Consider the following 21,571-nt stretch of genomic DNA (forward strand, 5'->3'; position numbering starts at 1 on the left):
AGAGGGAAACGGCATGAATATGATACAAATTGGAATCATCGGTGTGCTGGGCGCACTTCTGGCAGTACAGTTCAAAGGTGGAAAAACGGAATACGGAATTTATATGGGAATGGCAGTGAGTATCTTTCTGTTTGCCTGTATTGTGGACAGACTGGAAATGTTTGTGAATACGATAGAAGAAATCAAACGCTATATCACCATTGATACCGGATATATTTCCACTATGCTCAAAATGATCGGGATTACTTATATTGCGGAGTTTTCTTCGGGCATCTGTAAAGATGCGGGATATCAGACTATTGCAGCACAGATTGAGATATTCAGTAAGCTGACGATCCTCGCTATGGGTCTGCCGGTTCTGCTGGCATTGCTTGAGACAGTACAGGAGTTCCTTGTATGAGAACCTTACGATGCAGAAATCCGGGAAAACAGAGAAGGTACAGAATGAGATTCCGGGTGTTTCTGTTTCTGCATATATTTCTGCTTCTGCAAATAGCTGTAATAAAAATGACAGTGCATGCAGAAGAAACAATGTCCGTAAATGAAAAAACAACGGACTCTCTGACAGAAGAGGAATTGCTGGAAATCCAGTCTGAGACAGAACAAAAACTTTTGGAAGGGTTTGATTTTTCTGAAATAGATGAAAGTCTGAGAAAGTTGTTTCCGGAACAGAAGATTTCCTTCCGGGAGGTGACAGAGAGCTTTTTAGAAGGAGATACGGAGGCAGCCTGGAAGCTGCTGGTCAGATATGTGTCAGATCAGATTACCTATGAATTCAGTAATAACAGACAAAACCTGATCTATATGCTGCTGCTTGCCATCGTGGCGGCAGTATTCACCAGTTTTTCTGATGCGCTGAAAAACAGGCAGGTGTCACAGATTAGTTTTTATGTACTGTATATGCTTCTAATCACAATTTGCCTGAATACATTCCGGGTAGCGGTGACAGGACTGGAGAGCAGACTGAAACTGATGACGGACTTTATGGGTGTACTCTGTCCCGGGTATTTTCTGGCTGTGACATTTGCATCGGGAAGCAGCAGCGCATTGATGTTCTATAATCTGGTATTGTTTTTGATTTACCTTGTAGAAGTGCTGATTCTTCGGTTCCTGCTGCCTGTTATTAATGTGTATATTATGGTACAGGTGATGAATTATATGCTGGGGGAGGAAATGCTGTCGGAGCTTGGAGAGCTTCTGAAAAAGCTGGTGCTCTGGAGTCTGAAAACACTGGTGGGAATTGTTGTCGGGATCAATGTTATACAAGGACTTCTGGCTCCGGCTATTGATACGCTGAAAAGGAGTACAGTGACAAAGGCTGTGGAGGCAATTCCGGGAATCGGGAATACATTTGGCAGTATGACGGATGTGGTTCTTGGAACAGCAGTGCTGATCAAAAACGGAATCGGTATTGCGGGTGCTGTTTTAATACTTCTTATTTGTGCAGTTCCCGTAGTACAAATGCTGCTTCTGACTTTTTTCTATAAGCTGGCGGCGGCGCTGGTGCAACCGGTGTCAGACAAACGGATCACAGGCTGTATCAGCAGTGTGAGCGGTGGATATGAATTACTTTTGAAGGTGTTGTGTACGGTCGTCGTTCTGTTTCTTCTTACCCTGGCAGTGATAGCGGGATCTACTTCGTAAAAGAGATTTATAGATATGAACAGAACGTTTGAAGGAGAATTACAGATGCTTGACACGGCTTATGAGTGGATTAAAAATCTTGCCTTTTATCTGGTGATCATGACGGCGGTGCTGGAAGTCCTTCCAGGGGATACTTATAGGAAATATATTCGTTTTTTTACAGGGCTGGTAATGATTCTGCTGGTAATAACACCGATCCTGAAGCTGACAGGAAGCTATGGACAGTTTCAGGCAAAGTATCAGGGAAAGGAACAAGAATTCCAGATGGAAATAGAACAGCAGAGAAAGAGATTTGAAGAAGCGGATATATGTGACTTTCTTCCAGAAGAATACTTGCGGGATGATTCGGAAACAGAGAAAGAAAGTGAAAAGAATAAGGCAGGATGGAGCAGTGAAAAATCAGAAAAACGCGGACTCATAAAAGTGGAGGATATCAGAATTGGAGAAGATAAAGAACCGAATATGGAATCTGATACATTCAGAGAATAAACTGCCGAAAAAGAATCAGCTTTTGATCGTATTTCTTGTGGGAGTCTTGCTGCTTGTGATTGTCATTCCAGTGCCGTCGTCTGAAGAAAAAAGAGAGGGAGATAGTTTTTTGGAGGAAAAACAAACAAAAGGACAACAAGAGCACACAGAGGGATCCGATTCTTTGGCAGAATATGAGGCGTATTTGGAAAAACGGGTTGCGTCTGCACTGGAATATGTAGAAGGAGTTGGAAAAACCGAGGTAGTCATTACACTAAAATCTTCATCACAAAGGGTAGTTGAAAAAGATCAGACTTCGGACAACAGGGCAACAGATGAACAAGATTCGTCAGGCGGGACACGGACAGAAGAGTTTCGCACATCAGAGAGAACCAGTGTGTACGAACAGAGCTCAGACGGTTCTAGAACACCTTATGTGAGTAAGGAACTGACACCGGAGATCGCAGGAGTGATCGTTATTGCACAAGGGGGAGATAATGCAGTTGTAGTACAAAATATTACAGAAGCGATTCAGGCATTATTCGGAGTAGAAGCGCATAAAATAAAAATAATGAAAAGGACAGCTACATAAAAGATGTATAGCAAAAGGAGGATTCAAGTGAAACATTTATTTAAGAAAAATCAGATTATTATTGCAACTCTGGCAGTGATGATTGCCATTGCAGGTTATCTCAACTATTCAGGAACGCTGTTTGGCGATGAAGCGGGCAGTACAGAAGCAAATGCGGATCTGGTTAATCAGGAACTTTTGGATATTTCAGAAGAAGATATTGCAACGGGTACAGAGGAGATTGCCAGCAATGACGCTGAAGTAGAAGGCACACCGGGAGAAGCGGTTCTGACAAACGGCGGAGCAGACAGCACAGTAGCACAGGCAAAGGTATCCCGGGAACAGGTACGGGCACAGAACAAGGAAACATTACAGGCAATCATTGATAATACAACCATCAGTGAAGATGAGAAACAGGATGCTATTGCACAAATGGTGCAGATGACACAGTTATCTGAGCAGGAAGTTACGATAGAAACATTGATGGCTTCTAAAGGATTTTCTGAGGCTGTCGTAAATCTGACCCAGGATTCTGCTGATATTGTTGTCAATGCAGAAGAATTGACAGATGCCAATCGGGCACAGATTGAAGATATTGTGACAAGAAAGACGGAAATAGCGCCAGAAAATATTGTAATAACACCAATTCATGAATAAAATATTGCGGCAGTCCTATACTTATGGTAAAATTTAACGTTGATGTATGGCATGCAGGGGGTTGCCGAGAACAATCATGCATGGATTTGAATTATAAAAAGGTACAGGAGATAGAATTATGTCAGATATTACGAATGAAATAAAAAAACGACGCACATTTGCTATTATTTCCCATCCTGATGCGGGAAAAACTACATTGACAGAGAAGTTTCTTCTCTATGGAGGAGCAATCAATCAGGCTGGATCCGTTAAGGGGAAAGCAACTGCGAAGCATGCAGTGTCTGACTGGATGGAAATTGAAAAGGAGAGAGGAATCTCGGTTACATCTTCCGTATTACAGTTTAACTATGGAGGATTCTGTATCAATATTCTGGATACGCCGGGACATCAGGATTTCTCAGAAGATACTTATCGTACACTGATGGCTGCAGATTCTGCAGTTATGGTAATTGATGCTTCTAAGGGCGTAGAGGCGCAGACCAGAAAGTTGTTTAAGGTCTGCGTCATGCGCCATATTCCGATTTTTACATTTATCAATAAAATGGACCGGGATGCCATGGATACGTTTGAGCTTCTGGATGATATTGAGAAGGAACTGGGAATTGCTACCTGCCCGGTGAACTGGCCGATTGGTTCGGGAAAGGGATTCAAAGGTGTATATGACCGTGCAAAGCGGGAAGTTGAGCTGTTCTCTGATACCCAGAAGGGAACAAAGACCGGTGAGGTTCAGACCATTTCAGAAGATGATACAAATCTGGAAGCTGTCATCGGGGCAGAAGCGAAAGCAAATCTGGAAGAAGAAATTGAGCTTTTAGACGGTGCTGCTGCGGAATTTGATCAGGAACTGGTATCGAAGGGAGAACTGTCACCTGTATTTTTTGGTTCGGCGCTGACAAATTTTGGTGTGGAAACATTTTTAAAACATTTCTTGAAGATGACGTCTTCTCCTCTGCCAAGAATGTCTGACAAGGGAGAAATTGATCCAATGACAGAACCGGATTTTTCTGCTTTTGTCTTTAAAATTCAGGCGAATATGAACAAGGCGCACCGCGACCGTATTGCATTTATGCGAATTTGTTCCGGTAAATTTGAGGCAGGGATGAATGTGTATCATATTCAGGGAGGAAAGGATGTTCGTCTTTCACAGCCTCAGCAGATGATGGCAAGTGAGCGCAAGATGATAGAAACAGCCTGCGGCGGAGACATCATCGGTGTGTTTGATCCGGGTATTTTCTCCATTGGAGATACACTGACGACTTCTAAAGAGAAGTTTGCATATGAAGGGATTCCGACATTTGCCCCGGAACATTTTGCACGTGTGCGTCAGGTGGACACGATGAAGAGAAAGCAGTTTGTTAAAGGAATCAACCAGATTGCGCAGGAAGGCGCGATCCAGATTTTTCAGGAGTACAACACAGGAATGGAAGAGATTATTGTAGGTGTTGTCGGCGTGCTGCAGTTTGATGTGTTGAAATACCGTCTGGAAAATGAGTATAATGTGGAAATCCGTCTTGAAAATCTGCCGTATGAGCATATCCGCTGGATTGAAAATGACGAAATTGACATGGACAGACTGACAGGAACTTCAGATATGAAGAAGATTAAGGACTTGAAGGACAGGCCTCTTTTGCTATTTGTTCATGAATGGAGTATCAGAATGACTCAGGAACGTAATGACGGACTGCTTCTTTCTGAATTCGGACGATAAAGGGGAATCGTTCCGTTAAAAATGTTGTTTGCAAATATCAGGATATTTGGTATAATACTAAGAGTGATGAGGAATAGAATCCAGACAGGAGGTTTTTGAATATGGCAAAGGACGAAAGAAAGAGTTATACAATACAGAGTGACAACAGCATGGGAGAAGTGCAGATTGCAGACGAGGTGGTTGCAATTATCGCAGCGCTTGCCGCAACAGAAGTGGAAGGTGTGGAATCCATGGCAGGTAATATCACAAACGGACTTGTGAGCAGGCTGGGGATGAAGAATTTGTCCAAGGGTGTAAAGGTAGACGTTCTGGAAGGTGTGGTTACAGTGTCTCTTGCGCTTATTTTGAAGTATAACTACAGTATTGTAGAAGTAACAGGCAAGATTCAAGAAAAGGTAAAGGCTGCAATTGAGAATATGACAGGGCTGGAAGTGGCAGATATCAATATCCGTGTTGCGGGTGTGGAAATGGATGCGCAGAGGTAACTGCGTTGTTCTGATTTGCTGTTGAAACAGAAAGGAGCCCTTATGATAAGAACAGAACTTCGCGAGCATGTCTTTAAGATGGTGTTTCAGCTTGAGTTTAACAGTCCGGAGGATATGCCGGAGCATCTGAAGTTGTATTTTGATAATTTGGAGAATGCGGCGGATAAAGATAAAGAATATATTAGCAAGAAGTACGAGGCAGCCGCCAGAAAGGCAGCAGAAATTGACGCCATGATTAATAAGAGCAGTGAGACATGGAAGACGAAGCGAATGAGTAAAGTGGATCTGGCAATTTTACGTCTGGCTGTCTATGAGATGAAGTGGGACGAGGACGTTCCGACAGGAGTTGCGATCAATGAAGCAGTTGAGCTTGCAAAGAAGTTCAGCGGAGAAGGTTCGCCGGCATTTGTTAACGGTGTACTTGCACGACTTGCAGAGTAAGGCGGAGACTCATAATTCGGGAGGCATTTTATGCGTAATGTCTATACAGTAAGACAGGTGAACAGTTATATTAAGAATATGTTCACTCAGGATTTTATGTTGAACCGCATTTATGTAAAGGGGGAAGTATCGAACTGTAAGTATCATACTTCCGGGCATATTTATTTTTCGTTAAAGGACGAGTCCGGTACGATTGCCTGCGTCATGTTTGCCAGCGCAAGGTCCGGGCTTTCTTTTCGTATGAAAGAGGGACAGACTGTTATAGTGCTGGGTTCTGTCACTGTGTATGAAAGAGACGGCAGATATCAGCTTTACGCAAAAGAAATCCTTCTGGATGGGGCTGGGCTTTTATATGAACGGTTTGAAGCGCTGAAACGAGAACTAGAAGAGATGGGAATGTTTGCCCCGGAATATAAGCAGCCTGTTCCGGCATTTGCACGCCGGGTGGGAATTGTAACTGCACCAACAGGAGCTGCGGTCAGAGATATTATCAACATTGCCGCAAGAAGAAATCCATACGTTCAGTTAATCCTTTATCCTGCTCTGGTGCAGGGAGAAGGGGCAGTGGAAAGTATTGTCCAGGGGATTCGGATGTTAGAAAAGGCACGGGTGGATGTGATGATCGTCGGCAGAGGCGGCGGTTCCATTGAAGATTTGTGGGCATTCAATGAAGAAGCAGTTGCCAGAGCTATTTTTGAGTGCAATGTACCAGTGATTTCGGCGGTGGGACATGAGACAGACACTTTGATTTCTGATTATGTGGCTGATTTACGTGCCCCGACACCCTCGGCTGCGGCTGAGTTGGCTGTATATGAATACCGTGCTGTGGATAATATGCTGGAGGAGATGAAGTTGCGCATAAAGCGTAAGCTCATGCTTCATATTCAGGCAGAGCGCAGAAGATCAGAGCAGCTTCAGCTTCGGCTGAAATACACCCATCCAAGCCAGAAACTAAACGAAAAACGGCAGTTTTCTGTTGATTTGGAGAACCGTCTGCAAAGACAGATGAAACAGAGACTGGATCAGAGCAGGCACAGACTTGAAATATATATTGAGAAAATGAAAGGGGTATCCCCGATAGAAAAACTGAGTCAGGGATATTCTTATGTAGAAGGAAGCAGCGGAGAGAATATCCGCTCCATCACACAGATAAAAGAAGCAGATATTGTGAAGATCCGTGTAACAGACGGTACAATTCGTGCACAAGTTGCAGGGGTGGAGAAGGAGGATTACCATGTCTGAGGAAAGGAATACAGCAAAGGAGCCTACTTTGGAAGAGCAGTTCCAGTCACTGGAAGAGGTTGTGAACCGTCTGGAACGAGAAGAAATCAGTCTGGAAGAATCATTTCAGTTGTATTACAGAGGAATGGAACTTCTAAAAAAATGTAACGAGACCATTGACACTGTAGAGAAAAAAGTTCTGATGTTGGACGAGAATGGAGAAATACATGAGTTTTAAAGAAGAGCAGAGAAAGCGTGCAGAAGAGATTGAAGAGATTTTGCGGAACTATCTTCCGAAGCAGGAAGGACAGCAAAAGCTGATCATGGAGGCGATGGAATACAGTCTGATGGCAGGTGGCAAAAGGCTCCGTCCTATGCTGATGATGGAGACCTATCGGCTGTTCGGTGGTCAGGAAACGGTGATCGAGCCATTTATGGCTGCACAGGAGATGATTCACACATATTCACTTGTGCACGATGATCTTCCGGCAATGGACAATGATGATTACCGCAGGGGACGCAAGACAACCCATATTGTTTATGGAGAAGATATGGGGATTTTGGCAGGAGATGCTCTTCTTAATTATGCATTTGAGACGGCAGCATCTGCTTTTGATATGGAACGGGGAGACGCACGTCTCATCGGAAGGGCGATGCAGATTCTGTCAAAGAAAGCAGGAATCTACGGTATGATCGGCGGTCAGGTGGTAGATGTGGCGTCTGCAGGAAAAGTGATTTCGGGAGACACGCTGAAATTCATTTATGAGTTAAAAACAGGCGCGCTGATCGAAAGCGCCATGATGATCGGTGCAGTGCTTGCGGGTTCGGACGAAGACCAGACAGAGACAATAGAACGGATTGCAGGCAAGGTTGGAATGGCATTCCAGATTCAGGATGATATCCTGGATGTGACAGGCACAGCGGAGGTTCTTGGCAAGCCAGTCCACAGTGATGAAAAGAATGAGAAGACAACTTATGTAACATGGAAAGGGCTTGAAGCGGCGGAGGCTGAAGTGGCAAGACTGTCCGAAGAGGCGGTGGAAGAACTACGGAAGCTGAATCCCGCGGATACATTTCTTGAGGAACTGTTGTTGTCACTGATTCACAGAAAGAAATAAGAAACAGGGGAAAGCCTTATGGTTTTAGAGAAAATTCAGAAGGAAAATGATATAAAAAGTCTGCTGCCTGAAGAATTGGATGTGCTGGCTCAGGAAATCCGGGCATTTCTGATTGACAAAATCAGCAAGACAGGAGGACATCTGGCATCTAATTTAGGTGTTGTAGAATTGACTATGGCGCTGCACCTTGTGTTTGAACTGCCGGAAGATAAGCTGATCTGGGATGTGGGACATCAGTCATATACTCATAAACTGCTGACCGGACGCAGGGAAGGCTTTGATGAATTGCGCAAATTCGGTGGTATGAGTGGGTTTCCGAAACGAGGAGAAAGTCCCTGCGACGCTTTTGACACCGGACACAGCTCAACGTCTATTTCAGCAGGATTGGGGCTGGTTGCAGCACGCAATATTCAGGGCAGGGATTTCAATGTGGTGTCGGTCATCGGTGATGGCTCTATGACAGGCGGCATGGCATATGAGGCTTTGAATAATGCGGCGCATCAGAAAGGCAGTTTTGTGATTGTATTGAATGATAACAATATGTCCATTTCTGAGAATGTAGGCGGAATGTCTAATTATCTGAGCGGTCTGCGTACTGCAGATGTGTATACAGGATTAAAAAAAGGTGTGGAAGATACCTTGAAGAGAATTCCGGTACAGGGAGAAAAGATTGTTTACCAGATTCGGAAAACCAAGAGTGGAATCAAGCAGCTGATCGTGCCGGGAATGTTGTTTGAAGATATGGGAATTACTTATCTGGGACCTGTGGACGGGCATAATTTGAAAAAGCTGATAAAAGTTTTACGGGAAGCAAAGCGGATGGACCGTCCTACCTTGGTGCATGTACTGACAAAGAAAGGAAAGGGATATGCTCCGGCAGAGGAAAATCCGGCAAAATTTCACGGAACAGGTCCTTTTTCTATCGAGACAGGAGAAGTACAGAATGGATCAGGAAAAGACAGCTATACCAACGTGTTTTCTAAAGTGCTTTGTGACATTGGTAAGAACAACGATAAAGTTGTGGCAATTACAGCTGCTATGGCGGATGGAACAGGCTTGAACCGTTTTGCGAAATGTTTTCCGCAGAGGTTTTTTGACGTGGGAATCGCTGAGGAGCATGCACTGACCTTTGCGGCGGGACTGGCGGCAGGCGGCATGAAACCGGTGGTTGCATTGTATTCTTCTTTCTTACAGAGAGCATTTGACCAGACCATTCACGACATTTGTATGCAGAATCTTCCGGTGATGATAGCTGTAGACCGTGCGGGGCTGGTAGGAAATGATGGAGAAACACATCAGGGTGTGTTTGATTTGTCTTTTTTGAGTATGATTCCCAATATGACGGTACTCTCTCCAAAGAACCGCTGGGAGTTGGCAGATATGATCCGGTTCTGTGTGGAATATAACGGTCCGATAGCGCTGCGTTATCCAAGAGGAGAAGCATTTGAAGGAATGGGAGAGTTCCGTGCCCCAATTGTCTATGGGAAAAGTGAGATTTTATATGAAGAAGAAAATATTGCTTTGATGTTTGTAGGACATATGGCAGAACTGGCAGAATCTGTTCGGAACGAACTGAAAGCAACAGGATACAGCTGTACTCTGGTGAATGCAAGATTTGTAAAACCGCTGGATACAAAATTGCTGGAACATTTGAGCAAAGAACACAGGCTGGTTGTTACTATTGAGGAAAATGTACTGACCGGCGGATTTGGTTCTCAGGTATTAAGCTTCGTATCAGAAGCAAATCTGCCTTTGCACATATGCAGCATAGGTATTCCGGATGAATTTGTGGAACAAGGAAATGTGGATGTTCTCCGCAGGGAAATCGGGCTGGAAAAGCCAGTGATCGTGCAGAGAATCATTGATGAATATGCAAAGATATTAGACAGATAAAGGAATTGCGACAACATGAAAGAACGTTTGGATGTTCTGCTTGTAAAGCGGAATCTGGCAGAGTCCAGAGAAAAGGCAAAAGCGATTATTATGTCAGGAAATGTATTCGTGGAAGGTCAGCGGGAAGACAAGGCCGGCACTACATTTTCCGATGAAGTACAAATTGAAATCAAGGGACATGCTCTTGCATATGTCAGCCGGGGCGGTCTGAAGCTGGAAAAAGCACTGGCAAATTTTGATGTGACGGTAGAGGGAAAGGTCTGTACAGATGTGGGTTCTTCCACGGGCGGATTTACGGACTGTATGCTGCAGAACGGTGCGGTCAAAGTGTTTGCCATTGACGTGGGAAGAGGACAGCTTGACTGGAAGCTTCGTCAGGATGAACGGGTTGTCTGCATGGAAAAAACAAATATCCGTTATGTTACACCGGAGGATATCGGGGAGCCGATTGATTTTTCTTCTATTGACGTGTCTTTTATTTCGCTCACAAAGGTGCTGGAGCCGATCCGCAATTATTTAAAGGCGGACGGTGAAATAGTGGCACTGATCAAGCCTCAGTTTGAGGCAGGAAGAGAGAAGGTCGGCAAAAAAGGAGTTGTGAGAGAACGCAGCACCCACAGGGAAGTAATTAAGAAGGTGGCGCTGTATGCGTATTCCATCGGATTTGAAATCCTGAATATTGACTTTTCTCCTATCAAAGGTCCGGAGGGGAATATTGAATATCTGATTCATCTGAAAAAGCGTGCAGAAGAAGTGCCGGAGATTGCGGCAGATTTGGTATCTGTCGTGGACCGTGCTTTTGAAGCACTGTAATTTTGTTGCAAAAGATTGAATATGCGGGGATGTATTATGGAGCGGTTTTACATCATTACAAATAATATGAAAGATCCGGATTACCGGATCACACAGGAAATACAATCCTATATTATCAGCCACAAAAAGACATGCCTTCTCTGTGTCAAGGATGAGGACGGACATATCATACCAGAGCAGATACCGGAAGCAATAGATTGTGCGGTTGTCCTGGGCGGAGACGGAACATTGATCCGGGCGGCAAGGGAGCTGAAAAATCATCATGTTCCACTGCTTGGCGTGAATATGGGAACACTTGGATATCTGACAGAGACAGAACTGCCGAATTATAAAGAGGCTCTGGATTATCTCTTTGAAAATGAACCGGAAATTGAAAATCGTATGATGATGCATGGGAATATCCATGGAAGTGTGACAAAGGAAAATTCGGCGATTAATGATATTGTCATTACGAGGGAAGGGAGTCTGCGTATTGTCCAGTTTCATGTCTATGTAAACGGAATGCTTCTGAGCAGTTATCAGGCAGATGGAATCATTGTATCCACACCTACAGGTTCAACGGGCTATAATTTGTCGGCGGGCGGTCCGGTAGTGGAGCCGACTGCAAGCATGTTTGTGATCACACCTATCTGTTCCCATGCACTCAATGCAAGCAGCGTTGTACTTTCAGCAGAGGACATTATTGAGATTGAAATCTGCGAAGGCAGATATGGACGGCTGGAACATGCCCTTGCAACTTTTGACGGAGCGGATACAGTTTTGCTGAAAACCGGGGACCGGGTTGTAATTAAAAAAGCAGAAGAGACAGCAAATCTGATTAAACTGTGCAAAGAAAGCTTTATCAAAATCATGCGGGAAAAGATGAAAGGAAATTGAGTATATGAAAGTCAGTCGTCACACGAAAATCATTGAATTAATTAATCAGTATCATATTGAGACACAAGAAGAACTGGCAGATCGGCTGAACAGTGCCGGGTTTAAAGTGACTCAGGCAACTGTATCCAGAGATATCAGGGATCTGAAGCTGACTAAAATAGCTGTAAACGGCGGAAAGCAGAAATATGTCGTCTTAACGCCGGAGAAAGATGGGCTGAATGAGAAGTATGTCAGAGTTTTAAGCGATGGGTTTATTTCTATGGACATGGCTCAGAATATTCTTGTGATCAAGACAGTATCAGGTATGGCGATGGCTGTGGCTGCTGCTGTAGATGCCATGCAGTGGCATGAGGTCGTAGGCTGCATTGCAGGGGACGATACGATTATGTGTGCCATCCGCACTGTGGATGATACAAAAATTGTGATGGATAAGATACGTAAAATTGTGTCAAAAGGGAAATAGGGAACGATTATGTTAGAGAATCTTCATGTAAAAAATCTGGCGTTGATTGATGAAATTGAAGTGGAGTTTCAACCGGGACTCAATATCCTTACAGGAGAAACAGGAGCAGGAAAATCAATTCTTCTTGGTTCTGTCAATCTGGCGCTGGGAGGCAGATACACGGCAGATATGCTGCGTACAGGAGCAAAGTTTGGTCTGGTAGAACTGACATTTTCTGTGGAAAATGAAAACATCTGCCGTCAGTTGGCGGATTTGGATATCTATCCTGAAGAAGGAAGAATTGTCTTAAGCAGAAAATTGATGGAGGGCAGAAGCACAAGCAAGATTAACGGCGAAACTGTCAGTATGGGGACGCTGAAAGATGTGGCGAGTATGCTGATTGACATTCATGGACAGCATGAGCATCAGTCACTTCTTCATAAGAAGAACCATCTGGCATTTCTGGATCTGTATGCCAGAGAGACTGTGGGAAAGCTGAAAAAAGAAACGGCAGCGGCTTACCGGGAATATACAGATTGTAAGAAAAAACTGGAAGAGTCTTCATTGGATGAACGGGAACGGCAAAAAGAATTGTCATTGGCAGAATTTGAAGTACAGGAAATTGAAGATGCACATTTGCTTGAAAATGAAGATGAGGAATTGGAGTACTTGTATCGCCGGATGTTGGATGGCAAGAAAATAACAGAAGGTATCAGCGAGGCATATCAGTATACGAGTGAAGATGCTTCCGGCAATGCCAGTGAGTATTTAAGCCGTGCCATCCGTGCGTTGCAGAGCGCGGCAGATTGTGACGAAGAGGGCGCAGAACTCTACAGCCAGCTTATAGAAATTGATAGTTTGTTAAATGATTTTAACCGTGAATTGTCTGATTATGCGAAAACATTTGAATTTTCGGAAGAAGAATTTTATGAGACAGAGAGCAGATTAAATGAAGTCAATCATTTAAAGTCAAAATATGGAAATTCTGTCAGTGAAATCCTTTCATATTGTGAAGAAAAGAAACAGAGACTAAAAGAACTGGAAGATTATGAATCATATATGCTGGAATTACAGCAGAAATTGAATCATGCAGAAAAAACTTATCGGGAAACTGCATCAAAATTAAGCAAAAAACGACAGAAGGCGGCAGCAAATTTTGTCGAAGAAATTCAGAGTGGTTTGTCGGATCTTAATTTTTCTGATGTACAGTTTGAAATGCGTTTTACTCCTCTTGAAACATTTACTGCAGGCGGAATTGACGAGGCTGAATTCTATTTGTCTGCCAATGTGGGAGAAGCTCTTCGACCTATGGGACTGGCGGCTTCCGGCGGTGAATTATCTCGTATTATGCTGGTGATAAAAAGCGTACTGGCAGATAGAGAAGACACACCCACACTTATTTTTGATGAGATTGACACCGGAATCAGCGGGATTACCGCCGGAAAAGTGGCGGAGAAAATGCGTGTCATCGCCACTACCAGACAGGTGTTGTGTATTACCCATCTTGCGCAGATCGCAGCGATGGCAGATGCACATTATCTGATTGAAAAATCTTCTGAACAGAATATAACCCATACGAGAATTGAAGAATTAAAAAAAGAACAGTCTGTGCAGGAATTGGCGAGACTGTTAGGCGGCGCCAAGATTACGGACAGTATTTTAAAGAGTGCTCATGAAATGAAAGATTTGGCGGCGCTTGAAAGATAATGTTGCTGTGCACAGTAACAAGATAATACCAGTGTGAAATAAGTAGAAATGTCACATACTAAAACGGACATCCATTGACAGGAGACTGTCGACGGATTGTCCGTTTTGTTTTTACTATGCAAATAATTTTTAGAATTAATACAAAAGAAAGGTGTGTGACATATGTATAAATGCATAAAAAAACTGATGATCTTTGTATTTTTTTGTGTTTCTATGGCATTTTCAGGATATCTGGGCTGGTCTTATGCCGATTATACACCACAGGAAGAAGTAAATTCTGTGGATATCGGGGAAAATATCGTACTTGCGGGCGGAATGCCGGCTGGAATCTATATGGAAACAAACGGCGTGCTTGTACTAGATACACAGAGTGTCGAAGGCGCTGACGGAATTGTAAAGAATCCGGCTCACAATCTGGTAAAGGCAGGAGATTATATCATCGGTGTAAATGAGGAAACTATTGCCGATAAAAAAGAACTGATGGCATCCCTGAAACATCTGGAGTCCGAAGATGTAATTTTAAAACTGCGCCGGGATACTGAAGAGCTGGATGTGAAGCTGGAAGCAGTAGACTGCGGAATACAAGATTATAAACTGGGAATCTGGGTACGGGATAATGTGCAGGGTCTGGGAACCATTACATTTCTTACAGGAAACAGCGAATTCGGTGCATTGGGACACGGAATCCATGATATAGATACAGGTGTGCTGATGGACATTGAAGACGGACGGTTGTATAAGACCAGTATCCGGTCTATTGTAAAAGGAGAAAACGGGCTGCCGGGGAGTATGGAAGGTCTGATTGTATACAATGAGTATAACCGTGTGGGAACAGTAACAAAGAATACGGAAGCAGGGATTTACGGGAGTCTGGAGGAAATTGATGAGGTGTTCAGTGAACAGATTCCAGTGGAGGTAGCGAAAAAAGAAGAAATTAAAATAGGGAGTGCGGCTATCCGGTGTTATGTGGACGGAAAAATACAGGAATACAGTGTTGAAGTGACAGATGTTGATTTTAATTCTAAGGAAATTAATAAAGGAATTGTACTCCAGGTGACTGATGCACGCCTGCTTGAGGAAACCGGCGGAATCATACAGGGAATGAGTGGCTCGCCGATTTTACAGAATGGGAAGCTGGTTGGTGCAGTGACTCATGTGTTTGTAAACGATCCTTCCAGAGGATACGGTATCTTTGCGGAAACGATGCTGGAACAATTATAGTATTTAAGAAGTGGATTGCATAAAAAACAGAATAAGATTTGTCGCAAAATGTCAAAAACAGAATTGGTAAAAAGGCAACGGAAATCGACAAGTAATGTCGAATCGGCACGGCTGAAAATTCTTGATTTTTGTATCTTTATACGATTATAATGTTCGAGGTGGGTTTTGAAGGCGCATGGTCTTTTTATTTTAAGAGGAGTAGGGGATAATGGAACAATTAAACGTGGCTATTGCAGACGATAATGAAAGAATTTTGGATATGTTGGAAGAAATTATCAACATGGATAAAGATTTGAAGGTTGTCGGTAAAGCAAAGAATGGGGAAGAGATGTGTCAGATCATCAAGAATAAGGAACCGGATGTTGTCCTTCTTGATCTGATTATGCCGAAAATGGATGGACTGGCTGTAATGGAGCAGGTGGGACGAGACACATCAGGGAAAAAGCAACCACACTTTATTGTCGTAACTGCAGTTGGTCAGGAGAAAATTACAGAAGATGCCTTTGACAAGGGTGCAAATTACTATATTATGAAACCGTTTAACAACGAGGTACTTGTGAATAGGATCAAATCTGTAAGCAATGTGTTCCGAAATCATGAAGAAAAAACAGTAAATACGGTAGTAGATACGATAGGAAATACAATGGAAAATACAATAGGAAATATACAGCTTCGGGAGCAGGACTTGATAAACCGTGTCACCAATATGCTGCATGAAATCGGTATTCCGGCGCATATCAAAGGCTATCATTATCTGCGTGACGCGATTATGATGTCAGTGGAGGATATGGATGTGCTGAATGCAATTACAAAAGTACTTTATCCGACTGTTGCCAAAAAATATCAGACAACCTCCAGCAGAGTTGAGAGAGCCATCAGGCATGCAATCGAAGTGGCATGGAGCCGGGGAAAACTGGATACTCTGGACGAACTGTTTGGGTATACGGTAAGCAACGGAAAGGGAAAACCGACGAACTCAGAGTTCATTGCTCTGATAGCTGATACAATACAATTGGAGTATAAACACAGATAATTCTTTCTTTTTCCTTTTCAATAGTGAAAAAATGCGATATAATATATAGAAAATATTGCTGAAGAGAATGAAGAAAGTGGAGGATTTGACATGAAAAATATTTTATTTGCATCTTCAGAATGTGTACCATTTATCAAAACAGGAGGATTGGCAGATGTTGTAGGTTCACTTCCGAAGTACTTCGATAAGACAGAGTATGATGTGCGTGTAGTTTTGCCAAGATATAACTGCATGTTCCAGAAGTGGAAGGATATGATGGAGTATGTAGATCATTTCTATATGAACCTGGCGGGGGAAGACCGCTATGTGGGTATTATGAAGTGTGAGTATGAGGGAATTACATTCTACTTTATTGATAATGAACATTATTTTAACGGTTTTGCTCCTTATGACGGAGATCCGAAGTGGAACATTGAGAAGTTTGCATTTTTCTCCAAAGCTGTACTGAGTATTCTGCCGGTGATCGAATTCCGTCCGGAACTGATTCACTGTCATGACTGGCAGACAGGTCTGGTTCCGGTATATCTGGACAATTTCCGTTACATGGGTGAATATTACCGCGGTATTAAGACTGTTATGACAATACATAACCTGAAGTTCCAGGGAGTATGGGATACAAAAACTGTTCAGTCTATTACCGGACTGCCGGATTATTATTTCACAGCTGACAAGATGGAAGCGTACAAGGATGCTAACTTGTTAAAGGGCGGTATCGTATATTCTGACAAGGTGACTACTGTAAGCCAGACTTATGCACAGGAAATCAAGACTCCGTTCTTCGGAGAGGCTCTGGACGGGCTGATGAATGCCAGGGCAGGTGATCTGTGGGGAATCGTAAACGGTTTGGATTACGATGAGTGGAATCCAGAGACAGACCCAAAGATATATAAGAATTTTAGTGTTGAGAATTTCCGCAAGAATAAGCTTGTAAATAAAACAGAGCTTCAGAAGGAACTTGGGCTGGAACAGAATCCAAAGACAATGATGATCGGTATGATTTCCCGTTTGACAGACCAGAAAGGTTTTGACTTAATTGATTATATGATGGATGAGATGTGCCAGGATGCAGTACAGTTTGTCGTTCTGGGAACAGGAGACGCAAAGTATGAGAATATGTTCCGTCATTTTGCATGGAAGTACTCAGGTAAAGTATCTGCAAACATTTATTATTCTGACGAGATGTCTCATAAGATTTATGCTTCCTGTGATGCATTCCTTATGCCTTCTCTGTTTGAGCCATGCGGACTGAGTCAGCTTATGAGTCTGCGTTATGGGACTCTTCCGATCGTCCGTGAAACGGGTGGATTAAAAGATACAGTATATCCGTACAATGAGTTTGAGAAGACCGGAACAGGATTCAGCTTTACAAATTATAATGCACATGAAATGCTCAATACTGTGCGTTATGCGGAACAGATTTACTATGATAAGAAGAGAGACTGGAATAAGATTGTAGAGCGTGCTATGAACGTAGATTTTTCTTGGAAAAATTCTGCCGGCAAATATCAGGAACTATATCAGAGTCTGTTGGGAGAGTAAAAGGATATCATGAAAATTTCAGACATACTGAACGAGGAAGGCATACATATTTCATTTGAAGTTTTTCCGCCAAAAACGGACATTGGTTTTCAGAAGGTGCTTGAAGCAACAGACAGGATTGCAGAACTGAATCCGTCTTATATCAGCGTGACTTACGGAGCCGGCGGCGGTACAAGTAAGAATACAGCTAAGATCGCAGCCCATATTAAGGAAGATCTGGGTGTGGAAAGTCTGGCACATTTAACCTGTGCTTCCTCCACAAAAAAGGAAGTACAGGCTGTGATCGAGAACCTGAAGTCCCTTGGAATTGAGAATATTCTGGCGCTTCGGGGAGACATTCCGGAAGGAATGGTGTTCCCGTCAGAGGACCGGTATCACTATGCGTTTGAGTTGGTTGAGGCGATTCGCAGATCAGGCAATTTCTGTATCGGAGCCGCCTGCTATCCAGAAGGACACGTGGAGAATGAACATAAGGCGGATGATATCAGATATCTGAAGCAGAAAGTAGACAGTGGTGTTGATTTTCTGACGACACAGATGTTTTTTGACAATGATATTCATTACAACTTTCTATATCGGATCCGCGAAGCGGGAATTACTGTTCCGGTGCTGCCTGGCATTATGCCGATCACAAGCGCGGCGCAGATGAAGCGCAGTCAGGAACTTTCGGGAACTGTATTTCCGAAGAGATTTCTTTCTATTCTGGACCGGTTTGGAGACTATCCGGAGGCAATGATGCAGGCAGGAATTGCATATGCCACAGATCAGATCATTGATCTGCTTGCCAATGGCGTGAGAAATATTCATGTGTATTCTATGAATAAGCCAGGAGTGGCAGTAAAGATTATGGAGAACCTGTCCGAGATGGTAAAATGCTGAAAAACAGAGACTATGACCGATTGAAAAGGGAGGTCGTACGTTATCTGGAACAGGAATGAAATGCGGTAGATGAATGGACATCTGCGCTGATAGATAAAAAGGTTGAAGACTTGGAATCAGCTGCGAATGTGAAATTTATCTGCCGCATCTTTGATTTTTATATATGGAGAAAATGGCATCTTTTTTGAAAATGTAGAAAACAGAAGCAAACAGATGCAGTATTACAAACAATAATTTAAGATAAAATGTGACAGTTGTTATTGTTCACAGTCGAAATGCGCATAAATTGCGCATTTACGACCCAATACAGCGAAGTTATGAAAGGGCAGCAAATGATAAGAGAAGATTTAGGAAAGAAATTACTGTTTTTTGACGGCGGAATGGGGAGTATTCTTCAGGAAAGAGGACTAAGACCAGGAGAATTGCCGGAAACATGGAATCTGGAGTATAAAGCAGAGGTGACTGAAATCCATCAGGCATATATCGAAGCAGGGAGCGACATTATACTGACCAATACATTTGGCGCCAATGCACTGAAGTTCCATGATACGAAATATACCGTGACAGATGTGGTAAAAGCAGCAGTGGCGAATGTAAAAGAGGTGATTGAAAGGATTGGGAATGGCAGAAGGATTTACACGGCACTGGATGTGGGACCTACCGGAAGACTGCTGAAACCTGTGGGGGATCTGAGCTTTGAAGATGCTTATCAGGCATTTAAAGAGGTGATGATATGCGGGGAAGAAGCGGGAGCCGATTTGATCCATATCGAAACGATGAGTGATACATATGAAATCAAAGCGGCAGTATTGGCGGCAAAGGAAAATACAAAGCTGCCCGTCTTTGTGACGGCTGTTTTTGATGAGAGACAGAAACTCTTAACCGGAGCAGATATTCCTGCATTTGTAACTCTTTTGGAAGGTCTGCGGGTGGATGCGCTCGGGGTGAATTGTGGCTTAGGTCCGAAACAGATGATACCGATCGTGGAAGAAATACAGAAGTATGCATCAATTCCCGTTATCGTAAAACCGAATGCGGGACTGCCGGCACAGAGATGTAATAAAACAGTATATGATATAGAGCCGGATACGTTTGCAGAAGCAATGCGGGAGATTGCAGAGATGGGAGCTGCCGTAATCGGCGGCTGCTGCGGAACAACCCCGGCACATTTGAGAGCAATGACAGCAAGATGCAGAGATGTGGTCTTAAAGGATGTTGCGGAAAAAGATTACACCATGGTCTCTTCATATGGACAGGCGGTGATTTTCGGAGAAGATTCTAAGATCATCGGAGAACGTATCAACCCGACAGGAAAAAAACGTTTTAAACAGGCGTTAAAGGAGCATGATATCGACTATATTTTAAAAGAAGGAATCATGCAGGAAGATAAAGGGGCACACATTCTGGATGTGAATGTAGGACTACCGGATATTGATGAAGCAGAACTTCTGGAAGCAGCGGTACTGGGGCTGCAAAGTGTTACAAGTCTGCCTTTACAGATAGATACGGTAGATATAACGGCGTTGGAAAGGGCGCTTCGGATATACAACGGTAAAGCAATGGTGAATTCAGTCAGCGGCAAACAGGAATCTATGGACGCAGTGTTTCCGTTGATTCAAAAATACGGCGGCGTGGTAATCGGACTGGCATTGGATGAGGATGGAATACCGGAGACGGCAGAAGGAAGGGTCCGTGTGGCACAAAAGATTATTGCAGAAGCTGCAAAGTATGGAATCAAGAAAAAGGACATTGTGATAGATGCACTTGCCATGACGATCAGTTCCGACCCACAGGGAGCGTTGGTGACTTTAGAGACACTGCACAGGGTACGGGAAGAACTGGGCGTACATACAGTTCTGGGTGTGTCCAATATTTCTTTTGGATTGCCAAATCGTCCGGTGATCAATGCCAATTTCTATACGATGGCGATGTTCAGCGGTTTGAGCGCGGGAATCATAAATCCGGCTTCCGAGGATATGATGAAGTCTTATGATGCATTTCATGCACTGATGAATTTGGATGAGAATTGTGACAGATATATTGGGGCATATGGAGAAAATACTTCCATTGTTTCAGGGGAAAAGCAGACAGACAGCAGGAAAGCAGATACTGGCATGACGCTGCGGACAGCAATTGAGCGCGGATGCAGGGAAGAAACGGGCAAACTGGCAAGAACGCTTGTGGAAGAACAGCAACCTTTAGATATCATCAATCGAGAACTGATTCCTGCATTGGATTATGTGGGGAAAGGATTTGAAAAGGGAACCATTTTCCTGCCGCAGCTTCTTATGAGTGCGGAAGCCGCAAAGATTGCTTTTGATGTGTTAAAAGAAGGAATGACTTTTTCGGAAGCTGAGATTAAGGAGAAGAAAAAAGTTATTCTGGCAACTGTGAAAGGGGATATCCACGATATCGGCAAGAATATCGTAAAGGTGCTTCTTGAGAATTATGGATTTGATGTGATTGATCTGGGAAAGGATGTGGCTCCAGAAGAGATTCTTCAGACTGTTCGAGAACAGGCTGTGAAGCTGGTCGGTTTAAGCGCGCTTATGACAACAACAGTGGTCAGCATGGAAGAAACAATCCGGCTGTTAAAGCAATATGCGCCGGAATGTAAGGTGATGGTCGGCGGCGCAGTGCTGAATCAAGAATATGCAGATATGATCGGGGCAGATTTCTATGGGAAAGATGCTATGCAGTCCGTGTATTATGCGCAGAAACTTTTGAAACAAGAATAGAAGCCGGCGTAAAATAATAGTATTGATTTTTGTATTAGATTTTATACAGATTTGAAGAGAAAACAGGTTGACACAGTCTGAATGGAAAGATATATTTGTAGATAGAAAAGAATGTAG

The 21,571-nt window shown here is 43.3% G+C and carries 21 protein-coding genes; all 21 read left to right on the top strand.

Annotation, left to right across the window (positions count from 1 at the left end):
- The first annotated feature begins 13 nt into the window (after nt 1-13).
- The 21 genes from NFS18_RS01365 (at nt 14) to NFS18_RS01465 (ending at nt 21,454) form a co-directional block, all read left to right on the top strand.
- Complete coding sequence (locus tag NFS18_RS01365) at nt 14-400, top strand: stage III sporulation AC/AD family protein (RefSeq protein ID WP_251386891.1); 387 nt, start codon at nt 14-16, stop codon at nt 398-400.
- Complete coding sequence (locus tag NFS18_RS01370; protein WP_251386892.1) at nt 397-1,644, top strand: stage III sporulation protein AE; 1,248 nt, start codon at nt 397-399, stop codon at nt 1,642-1,644. The genes NFS18_RS01365 and NFS18_RS01370 overlap by 4 nt, the downstream gene beginning before the upstream one ends.
- 15 nt (nt 1,645-1,659) lie before the next feature.
- Entirely contained in the window at nt 1,660-2,133 is a 474-nt protein-coding gene (locus tag NFS18_RS01375) for a stage III sporulation protein AF (protein ID WP_251386894.1), read from the top strand.
- The gene (locus NFS18_RS01380; RefSeq protein WP_251386895.1) at nt 2,084-2,704 is read left to right on the top strand and encodes a stage III sporulation protein AG; all 621 of its coding nucleotides are present in this window, start codon (nt 2,084-2,086) and stop codon (nt 2,702-2,704) included. Before NFS18_RS01375 ends, NFS18_RS01380 begins: the two co-directional genes overlap by 50 nt.
- Before the next feature lie 27 nt (nt 2,705-2,731).
- Nucleotides 2,732-3,340, top strand: a complete 609-nt coding sequence (locus tag NFS18_RS01385; RefSeq protein WP_251386896.1) for a SpoIIIAH-like family protein — start codon at nt 2,732-2,734, stop codon at nt 3,338-3,340.
- Nucleotides 3,341-3,458: 118 nt separating this feature from the next.
- A complete protein-coding gene (locus NFS18_RS01390) occupies nt 3,459-5,048 on the top strand; it encodes a peptide chain release factor 3 (RefSeq protein WP_251386897.1) in 1,590 nt (529 codons plus the stop codon).
- A 101-nt stretch (nt 5,049-5,149) separates the two neighbouring features.
- Complete coding sequence (locus NFS18_RS01395) at nt 5,150-5,533, top strand: Asp23/Gls24 family envelope stress response protein (RefSeq protein WP_251386898.1); 384 nt, start codon at nt 5,150-5,152, stop codon at nt 5,531-5,533.
- Nucleotides 5,534-5,575: 42 nt separating this feature from the next.
- A complete protein-coding gene (gene nusB, locus NFS18_RS01400) occupies nt 5,576-5,974 on the top strand; it encodes a transcription antitermination factor NusB (RefSeq protein WP_251386899.1) in 399 nt (132 codons plus the stop codon).
- A 30-nt stretch (nt 5,975-6,004) separates the two neighbouring features.
- Nucleotides 6,005-7,216, top strand: a complete 1,212-nt coding sequence (xseA, locus tag NFS18_RS01405) for an exodeoxyribonuclease VII large subunit (protein ID WP_251386907.1) — start codon at nt 6,005-6,007, stop codon at nt 7,214-7,216.
- A complete protein-coding gene (gene xseB / locus NFS18_RS01410; RefSeq protein ID WP_251386909.1) occupies nt 7,209-7,433 on the top strand; it encodes an exodeoxyribonuclease VII small subunit in 225 nt (74 codons plus the stop codon). Before xseA ends, xseB begins: the two co-directional genes overlap by 8 nt.
- Nucleotides 7,423-8,313, top strand: a complete 891-nt coding sequence (locus tag NFS18_RS01415) for a polyprenyl synthetase family protein (protein WP_251386911.1) — start codon at nt 7,423-7,425, stop codon at nt 8,311-8,313. The genes xseB and NFS18_RS01415 overlap by 11 nt, the downstream gene beginning before the upstream one ends.
- 18 nt (nt 8,314-8,331) lie before the next feature.
- Nucleotides 8,332-10,206 (top strand): 1-deoxy-D-xylulose-5-phosphate synthase, encoded by a 1,875-nt coding sequence (gene dxs / locus NFS18_RS01420; protein WP_251386913.1) that lies wholly within the window; start codon nt 8,332-8,334, stop codon nt 10,204-10,206.
- A 15-nt stretch (nt 10,207-10,221) separates the two neighbouring features.
- On the top strand, nt 10,222-11,019 hold the full coding sequence (locus NFS18_RS01425; RefSeq protein WP_251386915.1) for a TlyA family RNA methyltransferase: 798 nt from the start codon (nt 10,222-10,224) through the stop codon (nt 11,017-11,019).
- A gap of 36 nt (nt 11,020-11,055) precedes the next feature.
- The gene (locus tag NFS18_RS01430; protein ID WP_251386917.1) at nt 11,056-11,895 is read left to right on the top strand and encodes an NAD(+)/NADH kinase; all 840 of its coding nucleotides are present in this window, start codon (nt 11,056-11,058) and stop codon (nt 11,893-11,895) included.
- Nucleotides 11,896-11,899: 4 nt separating this feature from the next.
- Nucleotides 11,900-12,358: an arginine repressor gene (gene argR / locus NFS18_RS01435; RefSeq protein WP_251386919.1), complete on the top strand. Its 459-nt coding sequence runs from the start codon at nt 11,900-11,902 to the stop codon at nt 12,356-12,358.
- A gap of 9 nt (nt 12,359-12,367) precedes the next feature.
- Nucleotides 12,368-14,044 (top strand): DNA repair protein RecN, encoded by a 1,677-nt coding sequence (recN, locus tag NFS18_RS01440; RefSeq protein WP_251386921.1) that lies wholly within the window; start codon nt 12,368-12,370, stop codon nt 14,042-14,044.
- Between the two features lie 162 nt (nt 14,045-14,206).
- Entirely contained in the window at nt 14,207-15,265 is a 1,059-nt protein-coding gene (gene spoIVB, locus NFS18_RS01445; protein WP_251386923.1) for a SpoIVB peptidase, read from the top strand.
- 208 nt (nt 15,266-15,473) lie between these two features.
- Entirely contained in the window at nt 15,474-16,298 is an 825-nt protein-coding gene (gene spo0A, locus NFS18_RS01450) for a sporulation transcription factor Spo0A (protein WP_251386935.1), read from the top strand.
- 90 nt (nt 16,299-16,388) lie between these two features.
- Nucleotides 16,389-17,837: a glycogen synthase GlgA gene (gene glgA, locus NFS18_RS01455; protein ID WP_251386937.1), complete on the top strand. Its 1,449-nt coding sequence runs from the start codon at nt 16,389-16,391 to the stop codon at nt 17,835-17,837.
- A gap of 9 nt (nt 17,838-17,846) precedes the next feature.
- A complete protein-coding gene (gene metF / locus NFS18_RS01460; protein ID WP_251386939.1) occupies nt 17,847-18,716 on the top strand; it encodes a methylenetetrahydrofolate reductase [NAD(P)H] in 870 nt (289 codons plus the stop codon).
- Between the two features lie 332 nt (nt 18,717-19,048).
- Complete coding sequence (locus tag NFS18_RS01465; protein WP_251386943.1) at nt 19,049-21,454, top strand: homocysteine S-methyltransferase family protein; 2,406 nt, start codon at nt 19,049-19,051, stop codon at nt 21,452-21,454.
- Nucleotides 21,455-21,571: the final 117 nt, after the last annotated feature.

Origin of the sequence: Mediterraneibacter agrestimuris, from assembly GCF_943193195.1 — a bacterium.
Classification (GTDB): domain Bacteria; phylum Bacillota; class Clostridia; order Lachnospirales; family Lachnospiraceae; genus Schaedlerella; species Schaedlerella agrestimuris.